11 protein-coding genes and 1 riboswitch are annotated in these 12,476 nt (G+C 69.0%); of the genes, 7 read left to right on the top strand and 4 right to left on the bottom strand.

Annotation, left to right across the window (positions count from 1 at the left end):
* Positions 1-5 precede the first annotated feature (5 nt).
* From AC3IYJ_RS26115 to AC3IYJ_RS26105, 3 genes are all read right to left on the bottom strand, one after another.
* The gene (locus AC3IYJ_RS26115) at positions 6-896 is read right to left on the bottom strand and encodes a carbohydrate ABC transporter permease (protein WP_489397170.1); all 891 of its coding nucleotides are present in this window, start codon (positions 894-896) and stop codon (positions 6-8) included.
* The gene (locus AC3IYJ_RS26110; protein WP_489397169.1) at positions 893-1,888 is read right to left on the bottom strand and encodes a carbohydrate ABC transporter permease; all 996 of its coding nucleotides are present in this window, start codon (positions 1,886-1,888) and stop codon (positions 893-895) included. Before AC3IYJ_RS26110 ends, AC3IYJ_RS26115 begins: the two co-directional genes overlap by 4 nt.
* A gap of 75 nt (positions 1,889-1,963) precedes the next feature.
* Entirely contained in the window at positions 1,964-3,253 is a 1,290-nt protein-coding gene (locus AC3IYJ_RS26105) for an extracellular solute-binding protein (RefSeq protein ID WP_489397168.1), read from the bottom strand.
* Positions 3,254-3,548: 295 nt separating this feature from the next.
* On the opposite strand from AC3IYJ_RS26105, the gene AC3IYJ_RS26100 reads away from it, so the two are divergent.
* From AC3IYJ_RS26100 to AC3IYJ_RS26075, 6 genes are all read left to right on the top strand, one after another.
* A complete protein-coding gene (locus AC3IYJ_RS26100) occupies positions 3,549-4,313 on the top strand; it encodes a GntR family transcriptional regulator (RefSeq protein ID WP_328304082.1) in 765 nt (254 codons plus the stop codon).
* A gap of 223 nt (positions 4,314-4,536) precedes the next feature.
* Positions 4,537-6,687 (top strand): carbon starvation CstA family protein, encoded by a 2,151-nt coding sequence (locus AC3IYJ_RS26095; RefSeq protein ID WP_489397167.1) that lies wholly within the window; start codon positions 4,537-4,539, stop codon positions 6,685-6,687.
* The gene (locus AC3IYJ_RS26090; protein ID WP_489397166.1) at positions 6,684-6,881 is read left to right on the top strand and encodes a CstA-like transporter-associated (seleno)protein; all 198 of its coding nucleotides are present in this window, start codon (positions 6,684-6,686) and stop codon (positions 6,879-6,881) included. The genes AC3IYJ_RS26095 and AC3IYJ_RS26090 overlap by 4 nt, the downstream gene beginning before the upstream one ends.
* A gap of 94 nt (positions 6,882-6,975) precedes the next feature.
* A complete protein-coding gene (locus AC3IYJ_RS26085) occupies positions 6,976-7,473 on the top strand; it encodes a GNAT family N-acetyltransferase (RefSeq protein WP_489397165.1) in 498 nt (165 codons plus the stop codon).
* Between the two features lie 66 nt (positions 7,474-7,539).
* Positions 7,540-7,668: riboswitch (cobalamin riboswitch) on the top strand.
* Positions 7,669-7,825: 157 nt separating this feature from the next.
* Entirely contained in the window at positions 7,826-10,243 is a 2,418-nt protein-coding gene (locus tag AC3IYJ_RS26080) for a ribonucleoside-diphosphate reductase subunit alpha (protein ID WP_489397164.1), read from the top strand.
* Positions 10,243-11,259 carry a ribonucleotide-diphosphate reductase subunit beta gene (locus AC3IYJ_RS26075; protein ID WP_489397163.1) on the top strand — a complete coding sequence of 339 codons (1,017 nt, stop codon included), beginning with the start codon at positions 10,243-10,245 and terminating at the stop codon, positions 11,257-11,259. Before AC3IYJ_RS26080 ends, AC3IYJ_RS26075 begins: the two co-directional genes overlap by 1 nt.
* On the opposite strand, the gene AC3IYJ_RS26070 is transcribed toward AC3IYJ_RS26075, so the two are convergent.
* On the bottom strand, positions 11,211-11,414 hold the full coding sequence (locus tag AC3IYJ_RS26070) for a hypothetical protein (RefSeq protein ID WP_489397162.1): 204 nt from the start codon (positions 11,412-11,414) through the stop codon (positions 11,211-11,213). The genes AC3IYJ_RS26075 and AC3IYJ_RS26070 overlap by 49 nt on opposite strands.
* A gap of 81 nt (positions 11,415-11,495) precedes the next feature.
* Here AC3IYJ_RS26070 and AC3IYJ_RS26065 point away from each other — a divergent pair, with 81 nt between their 5' ends.
* Positions 11,496-12,461: a helix-turn-helix domain-containing protein gene (locus AC3IYJ_RS26065; RefSeq protein WP_489397161.1), complete on the top strand. Its 966-nt coding sequence runs from the start codon at positions 11,496-11,498 to the stop codon at positions 12,459-12,461.
* Positions 12,462-12,476: the final 15 nt, after the last annotated feature.

The raw sequence follows: 12,476 nt of genomic DNA, 5'->3' as shown, positions 1-12,476 counted from the left end.
GGCCGTTATCCCTTCACGGCGCCGGCGGTGAGGCCCGCGGCCATCTTGCGCTGGACGATGAGGAAGAGGATCACGATCGGGATCGCCATCATGGTGGAGCCGGCCATCATCGGCGCGAACTCGGTGCCGTGCTTGGTGGTGAAGTTGCCGAGCCAGACGGTCGCGGTCTGGTTCTGCTGGCTCATCAGCATGAGGGCGTAGAGGTACTCGTTCCACGCCTGGATGAAGCCGTAGACGGAGGTCGCGACCATGCCGGGCGCCAGCAGTGGGAAGACCACCCGCAGGAAGGCGCCGGTCGGGGTGCAGCCGTCGACCTGGGCCGACTCCTCCAGCTCCTTGGGGATGTTCACGATGAAGCCGCGCAGCGTCCACACCGTGAAGGGGAGGATGAAGGTCAGGTACGTGATGATCAGACCGGTGAGCTTGTCGTACTGACCGAGGTCGTTCAGGAGCAGGAAGACCGGGATGATCATCGCGACGAGCGGGATCATCTGGACGGCCAGGATGCCCACGATGACGACCTTGCGGCCCCGGAAGGCGAACCGGGAGATCGCGAGGGCCGCCAGCATGCCGACCGCGATGCCGATGACGACCACGACGAGCGAGACGATCAGACTCCGCCCGACCGGTCCCCAGAAGTCGGCGATGTTCAGCGCGCGCCGGAAGTTGTCCAGCGTGAACGGGCTGGGGAAGAAGTGGGGGTTCGGGTCGATCGCGTCCTTGGACGGCTTGAACGCGGTGTTGAGCATCCAGTAGACCGGGAAGCCCATGATCGCGAAGACCAGGAGTCCGACGGCGTTCCAGCCGAGCTTGGACTTCCTCGGCTTCCTCAGCTTCGTCGGTCCGACGGGCGCGACGGGCGCTGCGGGCGCGGTGGGCGCGGTGGTCGAGGTCACTCCACCTCTCCGATCTTGAGCATCTGGCGCATGTAGACGGCGACCACGCCGAGCAGGAGCAGCACGGTCACGAGGGCGATCGCGGAGCCGCCCGAGTAGTCGTTGACGACGAAGGCCTGCTGGTACGAGTACGTGGTCAGCAGCTGGAACTCGGACTCGGGGTTGCCGTTGCGCATCACGAAGACCTGCGGGAAGACACCCATGTCCCAGATGACGGAGAGCGTCGTCAGCATGACGATGATCGGCTTCATGATCGGGAGGGTGACGTGGCGGAAGACGCCCCAGGAACCGGCGCCGTCGAGGCGCGCGGCCTCCTCCAGCTCCTTGGGTACCTGCGTCAGACCCGCGCTGAGGGTGATGACGATGAAGGGCACCGCACCCCAGATCACCAGGAGCATGATCACCATGAGGCCCTGCGGACCACTGGCGAACCAGTTGTGGCCGATCATGTCCACGCCGGGGAGCTTGTCCAGCAGGTAGTTGAGGACGCCGTAGTCCGTGTCGAAGAGCCACTTGAAGACGGCCGTCGCGACGATGATGGGCATGCCCCAGCTCGCTACGAGGGCGACGCTGATGAGGATCTTGACGAAGCCGGAGACTCGCTGGAGGAGCAGCGCGATCAGCATGCCGATGACCATCGTCAGGACGACCGCGCCGACCGCGAAGAGGACCGTGCGGAGCACGACGGCCCAGAATTCGCCGTCGCCCAGGACCTTCGTGAAGTTGTCGAAGCCCACCCACTGGGCTTCCTTGAAACCCCAGAGCTCGGTCTTGCCGAAGTTCTGGAAGGAGAGGGTCACCAGCCTGAAGAGCGGGTACCCCATGATGAGGACGATGATCAGCAGGCACGGCGCCAGCAGCAGCCAGGGAGTCGCACCCGGGCCCCTGCGGTCGGCCTTGCCCGGCTTTCTGCTGTTTCCGCTCCCGGCTCCCTGGGAAGTCTTCTGCTTCGCCGGCGCCAGGTCGGGCTTGGTGGTCTGTGCGGCACTCATCGCGCGCTCCTCGGGGGTCCCTCTCTTGACGGGCGGCAGGGCCCCGCCGTTCGGCGGGGCCCTGCCGGCTTCAGGTCACTTGGTGTTGATGACCTTGTCGATCTCGGCGTCGGCGGCCTTGGCCGCGTCCTCGACCGACTTCGCGCCCGTGCCGATGTCACGGAGCATCGTCTGCAGGACCTTGCCCTTCTCGACCTGACCCCAGCCGGACGCGGTCGGGACGAACCAGGAGGACTCCGCCGCGGTGGCCGCGACCTGGGTCTTCGGGTCCGCCTTCAGCGGGGCGAGGTCCGTCTTGTTGTTCGGCAGGTTGCCCTTGGCGATCAGGCCCTTCTGGCCCGCCGAACCGGTGAAGACGTTGATCCACTCGGCCGCGACGTCCTTGGCCTTGGACTTGGCCGGGATGGCCAGGTCCGAACCGCCGAGGAAGACGGGGAGGTTCTTGCCGTTGGGACCGGGCTGGACGAAGTTCTCCAACTTGTCCGCCAGGCCGCCGACCTTGTCGTTCTCCGGGGTCGCGGAGGTGGCGCCCTCCCAGCCGGCCGCGAAGATCGCCGCGGAGTTGCCCTGGCCGAAGACCACCGGACGGTCGGACTCGTCCTTGGTCTTGTCGGCGTGCATGTACTTGTCGAGGAGGTCCTTGTACTGCTTGAGGCCCTTCAGCGACTCGGCGGAGGAAAGGGAGCCCTTCCACTTGTCGCCGTCCTTCTTGGCGATGGCGCCGCCCGCGTCGTAGACGTAGGACATCGCCGCGTACCAGTCCGGGGAGGGCTGGTAGAGGGCGCTGAACTTGTCGCCCTTCGCGGCCTGGATCTTGTCCAGGGCGCCGGTGTAGTCGGCCCACGTCTTCGGTGCGGCGGTGACGCCGGCCGCGGCCGCGATGTCCTTGCGCCAGGTGCCCACGCGGCCACCGGCGTAGTAGGGGACACCGTAGGTCTTGCCGTCGTAGGTCACGGACTCCTTGAGCGCGTCGAGCCACGCGGCGGAGTTCTCGAACTTCGAGGCGTCGATGTCGGCGAAGGCGCCGGTCGACATGTAGCCGATCATCTCGGAGTTGCCCATCTCGACAACGTCCGGGGCCTTGTCCGTGGCGAGCACGGCGTCCAGCTTGGCGTTCTTGTCCGGCCAGCCGTAGTACTCGTGCTTGACCGTGAGGCCCGGGTGCTTCGCGATGACCGCGTCGTCGGCCGCCTTGACCAGATCGGGCCAGTTCTTCTGCGCGTCGACCGTCAGCCAGACGGTGATCTCCTTGGCGCCGGAGGCCTTGTCAGCGGTACCGGTCCCCTTGCTGTCAGACCCACCACACGCCGCGAGGCCGATAACCATGCCCGCGACTCCGACTGCCGCAATGAGCTTGCGCTTCACGCCACCCTCCTCAGGGATGCTGCCTGCAACTTCCCTTGCCCGCCGCGGTGACTCAAAAGCACCAAGTACTGCCCGTGGGGCCGGGATCTGATCCATATTGGTGTAGACCAGTAACGGGAGCTTGGCCTAGACCTTTAGGGGTGTCAAGGGTCTAATGAGCGGGTGCTCGGTCCGTTATCGGACCGACACCTGGGGGAGGGAGGAGGCCTGCCCTCCCGCCCGTGTCACGATGTGACCGCACATATCGGAGGAGCCGGTGACGGCAACGAAACTGGAGTCGGGAAGGCGGGCGGCGATGGCCACCGAAGGGGCGACCACGGAGCCGGATGGCGGGGCGGCCACTCGTACGGCTCGCGTGCCCAAGTACTACCGACTCAAGCGGCACTTGCTCGACATGACCGAGACGCTGCCGCCGGGCACACCGGTACCGCCGGAGCGCACGCTCGCGGCCGAATTCGACACCTCGCGGACCACGGTCCGACAGGCGCTCCAGGAGCTCGTCGTCGAAGGGCGACTGGAAAGGATCCAGGGCAAGGGCACCTTCGTCGCCAAGCCGAAGGTCTCCCAGCCCCTCCAACTCTCGTCCTACACCGAGGACATGAGGGCCCAGGGCCTGGAACCCACCTCCCAGCTCCTGGACATCGGCTACGTGACGGCCGACGACACCCTCGCCGGCCTGCTCAAGATCGCCACCGGGGGCCGGGTCCTGCGCATCGAGCGCCTTCGACTGGCCAGCGGCGAGCCGATGGCCATCGAGACCACCCATCTCTCGGCCAAGCGCTTCCCCGCGCTGCGCCGCTCGCTCGTCAAGTACACCTCCCTCTACACCGCCCTCGCCGAGGTGTACGACGTGCGCCTGGCGGAGGCCGAGGAGACCATCGAGACCTCGCTGGCCACCCCGAGGGAGGCCGGACTGCTCGGCACGGACGTCGGACTGCCGATGCTGATGCTTTCCCGCCATTCGCTGGACGCCGACGGGGAGCCCGTCGAGTGGGTGCGTTCGGTCTACCGCGGCGATCGTTACAAGTTCGTCGCCCGACTCCAGCGCCCCGCGGTCTGATTCGTAGTTGACTCTCGTTCCGCTATGCGGACGGGGGGTTACGCCCACCGGGCGGCCCCCCGTAGATTCCCTGCGCTTACGCAGATGATCAACGAGGGGACCAGGGATCATGCCTGAACCGGAAGCAACGGAAACAGAACGGAACACGGCGGGTCCGGGCACCACGCCGGGCTCGCCTTCGCCGTCACAGGGCCCCGAGGGTGCCACGGGGGCGCTGGGGCGCATGTCTCCCCGCTCCGTGGTCCTGTGGGTGCTCGTCGGGCTCGTCGGCGCCATCGGCTGGGGCGTGCTGGCGCTCTCCCGCGGCGAGGAGATCTCGGCCGCGTGGCTGCTCGCCGCCGCGCTGGGTTCGTACGCGATCGGCTACCGCTTCTACGCGCGCTTCATCGCGGACCGCGTCCTGAAGGTGGACCGGACCCGGGCCACTCCCGCCGAACGCCTCGACAACGGTGTCGACTTCCACCCGACCGACCGACGGGTGCTTTTCGGCCATCACTTCGCCGCCGTCGCCGGCGCCGGCCCGCTGGTGGGTCCCGTACTCGCCTCGCAGATGGGCTACCTGCCCGGCACCATCTGGATCGTCGCGGGCGTGATCTTCGCGGGCGCGGTCCAGGACATGGTCACGCTCTTCTTCTCCACCCGGCGCAACGGCCGTTCGCTCGGCCAGATGGCCCGGGACGAGATCGGCCCGGTCGGCGGTGCGGCCGCGCTCGTCGCCGTCTTCGCCATCATGATCATCCTGCTGGCCGTGCTGGCACTGGTCATCGTCAACGCGCTGGCGCACTCCCCGTGGGGCGTCTTCTCCATCGGCATGACCATCCCGATCGCCCTCTTCATGGGCTTCTACCTGCGCGTCCTGCGCCCGGGCCGGGTCACCGAGGTCTCCCTCGTCGGCGTCGCGCTGCTGCTCCTGGCCATCGTCGCGGGCGGCTGGGTCGCGGAGTCCTCGCTGGCGGACACCTTCACCCTGGAGAAGGAGACGCTGGTCATCTGGATGATCGCGTACGGGTTCGTGGCGTCCGTGCTGCCGGTCTGGATGCTGCTCGCCCCGCGCGACTACCTCTCCACCTTCATGAAGGTCGGCACCATCGGCCTGCTGGCCGTGGGCGTGGTCGTCTCCATGCCGGTCCTGAGGATGCCCGCGGTCACCGACTTCGCCTCGCGCGGCGACGGCCCGGTCTTCGCCGGCTCGATGTTCCCCTTCGTCTTCATCACCATCGCCTGCGGAGCGCTGTCCGGGTTCCACTCGCTGGTCTCCTCCGGCACCACCCCGAAGATGATCCAGAAGGAGACCCAGGTCCGGGTCATCGGCTACGGCGCGATGCTGACCGAGTCCTTCGTCGCCGTCATGGCGATCATCGCGGCCTGCATCATCGACCCGGGCCTGTACTTCGCGGTCAACTCCCCCGCCGGAGTCGTCGGCGCCACCGTCCAGACCGCCTCCGAGGCGGTCGCCCACTTCGGCTTCGCCATCTCCCCCGAAGCCCTCGCGCAGGCCGCGAAGGACGTGGAGGAGACCAGCCTGCTGTCCCGCACGGGCGGCGCACCGACCTTCGCACTCGGAATGTCGGAGATCTTCTCGTCCGTGGTCGGCGGCTCCTCGATGAAGGCCTTCTGGTACCACTTCGCGATCATGTTCGAGGCCCTGTTCATCCTGACCACGGTCGACGCGGGCACCCGCGTGGGCCGGTTCATGCTCCAGGACACCCTCGGCAACGTGCACAAGTCCTTCAAGGACATCAGCTGGAAGCCGGGCGTCTGGTTCGCCAGCGCGATCGTCGTCGGCGGCTGGGGCTACTTCCTGTGGGTCGGCGTCAAGGACCCGCTGGGCGGCATCAACCAGCTCTTCCCGCTGTTCGGGATCGCGAACCAGCTGCTCGCGGCGGTCGCCCTGGCCGTCTGCACCACGCTGCTGGTCAAGTCGGGCCGCCTCAAGTGGGCCTGGGTGACGGGTGTCCCGCTGGCGTGGGACGTGGCCGTCACCCTCACCGCCAGCTACCAGAAGATCTTCTCGGACAACCCGAAGATCGGCTTCTTCGCGCAGCGGGACCTCTACCAGGACGGCATCGACGCCGGCAAGATCCTCAAGCCCGCGAAGAACCTGGACGAGATGCACACCGTGGTCACCAACGCCACGGTCGACGGGGTCCTCTCGGTCCTCTTCGCACTGCTGATCGTCATCGTCCTGCTCGACGCGGCCCGGACCTGCTTCAACGCCGTCCGCAAGCCGGAGTCCGTCACCCTGGCCGAGACCCCGTGGACCGAGTCCCGGATCATCGCCCCGGCCGGGCTGATCCCCACCGCCGAGGAGCGCGCGGAGCTCGCCGCCGCCGGACTCGACTCGGGCGGGGGCCGCGTAAAGGAATCCGCGTGACGGGCCTGCGCCAGGTCCTGGACCGGGCCCGCTTCTACGTACGGGAGTTCTCCGGCGAGGCGGCGTACGACCACTACGTCGCCCACGCCCGCACCCACGACCCGGACGCGCAGGTGATGACCCGCCGGGCCTTCGAGCGGGCCCGCATGGACGCCCGCGAGGCCGACCCGCGCGAGGGGTTCCGCTGCTGCTGAGCACGGACCGCGCACACCGGGGCCGCCCCTCCTCCCGCCCCACCGGCGGGAGGCAGGGCGGCCCTTTCGCGCACCCTGTCGCACACTCGGTGCCATGGACATCGTCATCAGGGCGGCAACGGCCGCCGAATACGAAGAGCTGGGCGAGCTCACCGCACAGGCGTACCTCGGCGACGAGCTGCTGGACTTCGCCGAGGACGACCCCTACCTGGACCGGCTGCGCGACGTCGCCGGCCGGGCGGCCGACGCCGAAGTGATCGTCGCGGAGTACGAGGGCACGCTGCTCGGCAATGTGACCTTCGCCCCTCCCGGCAGCCCGCTCGCCCAGATCGCCGGCCCCCACGAGGCGGAGTTCCGGATGCTGGCCGTCTCGCCCGAAGCCCGCGGCCGGGGCGCCGGCGAGGCCCTGGTGCGCGCCTGCATGGCCCGCGCCCGGGAGCTGGAGGGCGTGACCCACCTGACGCTGTCGACCACCGAGAAGATGCTGGGAGCGCACCGGATCTACCACCGGCTGGGCTTCGTACGGACCCCGGAACGGGACTGGTACCCGGTCCCGGGCCTGCCCCTGCTCACCTACCGCGTCGAGCTGTAACAGCGCGCCACCGCCGACGGGCGACACAACATGTGGGGGCTACCGCGAGGGGCGGCCCCCACATGTATGCTCGTCCTCGCTGTCGTCGCAGGGGAATCCGGTGAGAATCCGGAACTGTCCCGCAACGGTATGAAATGCCCGGACCCGTTCGGTGCATCCACAAGTCCGAGGACCTGTCGACAGTGCGCCCGGATCGTCCGACCCGGGTGCCGATTCGTCCGGGCCTCGCGGTTGGGCCGGTGGACGTCACGTGGCGTATGCGTGCCCTGCCAGGTCCGCACTTCCCCGCGTGCGCCCCCTCGCGCCCCGCACCAACGGTGTTCCCGGAGCCGAGCGAGGGAGAGCTCCCCCCGTGACCATCGCGCCTTCCGCACCGCGCGCCGAGTCCGACCCGTCCGCCTATGAGGGTCCGGGGGCCGCGCTGTTGCGCACGCTCACCGAGCTGACCGCCGATCTGCCCGACACCGACCCCGGCCGGGTCGCCGCCGCCGCGCTGCGCGGCCGCAGCGCGGCCGCCGACGAGGCGGAGCTGCGTACGCTCGCCACCGAGGCGGCCGCCGGGCTGATCTCCGAGGACCCGGCGTACTCCCGGCTCGCCGCCCGGCTGCTGACGCTGGCCGTCCGCGACGAGGCCGCCGGCCAGGGCTCCCTCTCGTTCTCCGGCTCCGTCGAGGTGGGTCACCGCGAAGGCCTGATCGCCGACCGCACCGCAGACTTCGTACGTCTCCACGCGAACCGGCTCGACGCGCTGGTCGAGCACTCGCTCGCCGAGGGCGCCGACGACCGCTTCGGCTTCTTCGGCCTGCGCACGCTGCACAGCCGCTACCTGCTGCGCCACCCGATCACCCGCCAGGTCATCGAGACCCCGCAGTACTTCATGCTGCGCGTGGCCTGCGGACTCGCCGAGAACGAGAGCGTTCAGGCCGTCGAGGAAGTCGCCTCCCTCTACCGGCTGATGAGCCGCCTGGACTACCTGCCGTCCTCCCCCACGCTCTTCAACTCCGGCACCCGGCACCCGCAGATGTCCTCCTGCTACCTGCTGGACTCCCCGCTGGACGAGCTCGACTCGATCTACGACCGCTACCACCAGGTCGCCCGCCTCTCCAAGCACGCCGGCGGCATCGGCCTGTCCTACTCGCGCATCCGGGCCCGCGGCTCCCTGATCCGCGGCACCAACGGCCACTCCAACGGCATCGTGCCGTTCCTCAAGACGCTGGACGCCTCCGTCGCCGCCGTCAACCAGGGCGGCCGCCGCAAGGGCGCCGCGGCCGTCTACCTGGAGACCTGGCACGCGGACATCGAGGAGTTCCTGGAGCTCCGCGACAACACCGGCGAGGACCAGCGCCGCACCCACAACCTGAACCTGGCGCACTGGGTGCCGGACGAGTTCATGCGCCGCGTGAACTCCGACGCCGACTGGTCGCTGTTCTCCCCGGCCGACGTCCCCGAGCTCGTCGACCTGTGGGGCGACGAGTTCGACGCCGCCTACCGCAAGGCCGAGGCCGGCGGCCTGGCCCGCAAGACCATCCCCGCCCGCGACCTGTACGGCCGGATGATGCGCACCCTCGCGCAGACCGGCCAGGGCTGGATGACCTTCAAGGACGCCTCCAACCGCACCGCGAACCAGACCGCGGAGCCGGGCACCGTCGTCCACTCCTCGAACCTGTGCACCGAGATCATCGAGGTCACCAACGACGGCGAGACGGCCGTCTGCAACCTCGGCTCGGTCAACCTCGGCGCCTTCGTGCTCGCCGAGGCCGGCGACATCGACTGGGAGCGGCTGGACGAGACCGTCCGCACCGCCGTGACCTTCCTCGACCGCGTCGTGGACATCAACTTCTACCCGACCGAGCAGGCCGGCCGCTCCAACGCCCGCTGGCGCCCGGTGGGCCTGGGCGCGATGGGCCTGCAGGACGTCTTCTTCCAGCTGAAGCTGCCCTTCGACTCCCCCGAGGCGAAGGCCCTGTCCACCAAGCTCTCCGAGCGCATCATGCTCGCCGCGTACGAGGCCTCGTGCGACCTGGCCGAGCGCAGCGGCCCGCTCCCCGCCTGGGAGCAGACCCGTACCGCCCGCGGCGTCCTGCACCCCGACCACTACGAGGTCGAGCTGAACTGGCCGGAGCGCTGGGACGCGCTGCGCGCCCGGGTCGCGAAGTCCGGGATGCGCAACTCCCTCCTCCTGGCCATCGCCCCGACGGCGACCATCGCGTCGATCGCCGGCGTGTACGAGTGCATCGAGCCGCAGGTCTCCAACCTCTTCAAGCGCGAGACGCTGAGCGGGGAGTTCCTCCAGGTCAACGGCTACCTGGTGCAGGAGCTCAAGCGGCTCGGCGTCTGGGACGCCCAGACCCGCGAGGCGCTGCGCGAATCCAGCGGCTCCGTCCAGGGCTTCGGCTGGATCCCTGCCGAGGTCCGCGAGCTGTACCGCACGGCGTGGGAGATCCCGCAGCGCGGCCTGATCGACATGGCGGCGGCCCGTACGCCGTTCCTCGACCAGTCGCAGTCGCTGAACCTGTTCCTGGAGACGCCGACCATCGGCAAGCTCAGCTCCATGTACGCGTACGCCTGGAAGCAGGGCCTGAAGACCACGTACTACCTGCGCTCGCGCCCGGCGACGAAGATCGCCCGCGCCGCGCAGGCCACCACCCCGGTGGCGCTGCCCGAGCCCATGAACGCCGACGCCGCGGCCCTGGCCGCCGCCGAGGCAGCCGCCGCGGAAGCGCTCGCCTGCTCCCTTGAAAACCCCGAGTCCTGCGAGGCCTGCCAGTAATGAGCTCCACAGACAAGAAGAACCTCCTGGACCCGGGCTTCGAGCTCACGCTCCGCCCCATGCGCTACCCGGACTTCTACGAGCGCTACCGGGACGCGATCAAGAACACCTGGACCGTGGAGGAGGTCGACCTCCACTCGGACGTGGCCGACCTCGCCAAGCTCACCCCCGGTGAGCAGCACATGATCGGCCGCCTGGTCGCGTTCTTCGCGACGGGCGACTCGATCGTCTCGAACAACCTCGTCCTGACCCTGTACAAGCACATCAACTCCCCGGAGGCGCGCCTGTACCTGTCGCGCCAGCTCTTCGAGGAGGCCGTGCACGTCCAGTTCTACCTGACGCTGCTCGACACCTACCTGCCGGACCCGGACGACCGCGCGGCCGCCTTCGACGCGGTCGAGGAGATCCCCTCGATCCGCGAGAAGGCCCAGTTCTGCTTCAAGTGGATCAACGAGGTCGAGAAGCTGGAGCGCCTGGAGACCAAGGCCGACCGCCGCCGCTTCCTGCTGAACCTGATCTGCTTCGCGGCGTGCATCGAAGGCCTGTTCTTCTACGGGGCGTTCGCGTACGTCTACTGGTTCCGCTCGCGCGGCCTGCTGCACGGCCTGGCCACGGGGACGAACTGGGTCTTCCGGGACGAAACCATGCATATGAACTTCGCGTTCGAGGTCGTGGACACGGTCCGCAAGGAGGAGCCCGAGCTCTTCGACGACGAACTCCAGCAGCAGGTCGTCGACATGCTCAAGGAAGCCGTCGAGGCGGAGCTCCAGTTCGGCCGCGACCTGTGCGGTGACGGCCTGCCGGGCATGAACACCGAGTCGATGCGCGAGTACCTGGAGTGCGTCGCGGACCAGCGCCTGGTCCGCCTCGGCTTCGCGCCGATCTACGGCTCGCAGAACCCGTTCTCCTTCATGGAGCTCCAGGGCGTCCAGGAGCTGACCAACTTCTTCGAGCGCCGCCCGTCGGCCTACCAGGTCGCGGTGGAAGGCACCGTCGACCTGGACGAGGACTTCTGAGTCCGGGTCCGCACCGCAGGAACCTCTGATCGGCCGGCAGCAGCCTCGCGCAGCTGCCGGTCGATCCTGCGTTCCAGGACCACGCCGTACAGGGACGGCGCGAGCACCAGGACGGCGAGGGCGAGGACGAAGAGAAGGCTCAGGAATGTGGTCATGAGTCCACTCTCGCCAGTCGGGCGAAAACCGGACAGTGGCAGGACTGTCATGGAAGTACGAATTACTGCCACACTGGGGTCATGCTGAAGAACGTGGCCGTGGCCCTCGTCGACGGAGTGGCGCCCTTCGAGTTCGGGATCTTCTGCGAGGTCTTCGGGCTCGACCGCAGCGAGCAGGGCCTGCCGGTGTACGACTTCGCCGTGTGCGCGGCCGAGGAAGGGCCGCTGACCATGGCCGACGTCGGCTTCGCCATCGCGCCCTCGCACGGCCTGGAGCGGCTGGAGGAGGCGGACCTGATCTGTGTGCCCGCCGACCGGCAGGCGCCCGTACGGGAGTATCCCCAGCCCCTCCTCGACGCCCTGTGCAGGGCCGTGGACCGGGGGGCCCGGGTCCTGAGCGTGTGCAGCGGCGCCTTCGTGCTGGGCGGGGCCGGGCTGCTGGACGGGCGGCGCTGCACCACCCACTGGATGCACGCCCCGGCGCTGGCCCGCCGCTTCCCGAAGGCCCGGGTGGACCCGGACGTGCTCTACGTCGACGAGGGCTCGGTGATCACTTCCGCCGGGACGGCCTCGGGCATCGACGCGTGCCTGCACGTGCTCCGCCAGGAGCACGGAGCGGAGGTGGCCAACACCATCGCCCGCAGGATGGTGGTGCCGCCGCACCGGGACGGCGGGCAGGCCCAGTACATCCAGCGCCCGCTCCCGCGCACGTCCTGCGACACGGTCGGCGAGGTGATCGGCTGGATGGCCCGCCACCTGGACGAGGAGATCACCGTCGAGCAGCTCGCAGAGCGCGCGCACATGTCGCCGCGCACCTTCGCCCGCCGCTTCCTGCAGGAGACGGGGACCACCCCGTACCAGTGGGTCCTGCGCCAGCGGGTGCTGCTGGCGCAGGAGCTGCTGGAGTCCACGGACGACACGGTCGACGCGATCGCGGGCCGCTGCGGCTTCGGCAACGCGCCCGCGCTGCGCCACCACTTCCTACGGGCCCTGGGGACCACTCCGAACGCCTTCCGGCGGACCTTCCGCGGGCCGCGGGCGGCCTAGGCGTCCTCAGTCGTC

This window comes from Streptomyces sp. GL_140 (genome assembly GCF_057834465.1).
This window is presented reverse-complemented; position numbering and strand designations above follow the sequence as displayed.

Excerpts from the sequence above, each read along its gene's own strand:
- AC3IYJ_RS26065 (WP_489397161.1), top strand. The coding sequence starts at position 11,496 with ATGCTGAAGAACGTGGCCGTGGCCCTCGTCGACGGAGTGGCGCCCTTC.
- AC3IYJ_RS26100 (WP_328304082.1), top strand. The coding sequence starts at position 3,549 with ATGGCCACCGAAGGGGCGACCACGGAGCCGGATGGCGGGGCGGCCACT.
- AC3IYJ_RS26110 (WP_489397169.1), bottom strand. The coding sequence starts at position 1,888 with ATGAGTGCCGCACAGACCACCAAGCCCGACCTGGCGCCGGCGAAGCAG.
- AC3IYJ_RS26075 (WP_489397163.1), top strand. The coding sequence starts at position 10,243 with ATGAGCTCCACAGACAAGAAGAACCTCCTGGACCCGGGCTTCGAGCTC.
- AC3IYJ_RS26085 (WP_489397165.1), top strand. The coding sequence starts at position 6,976 with ATGGACATCGTCATCAGGGCGGCAACGGCCGCCGAATACGAAGAGCTG.
- AC3IYJ_RS26095 (WP_489397167.1), top strand. The coding sequence starts at position 4,537 with ATGTCTCCCCGCTCCGTGGTCCTGTGGGTGCTCGTCGGGCTCGTCGGC.
- AC3IYJ_RS26070 (WP_489397162.1), bottom strand. The coding sequence starts at position 11,414 with ATGACCACATTCCTGAGCCTTCTCTTCGTCCTCGCCCTCGCCGTCCTG.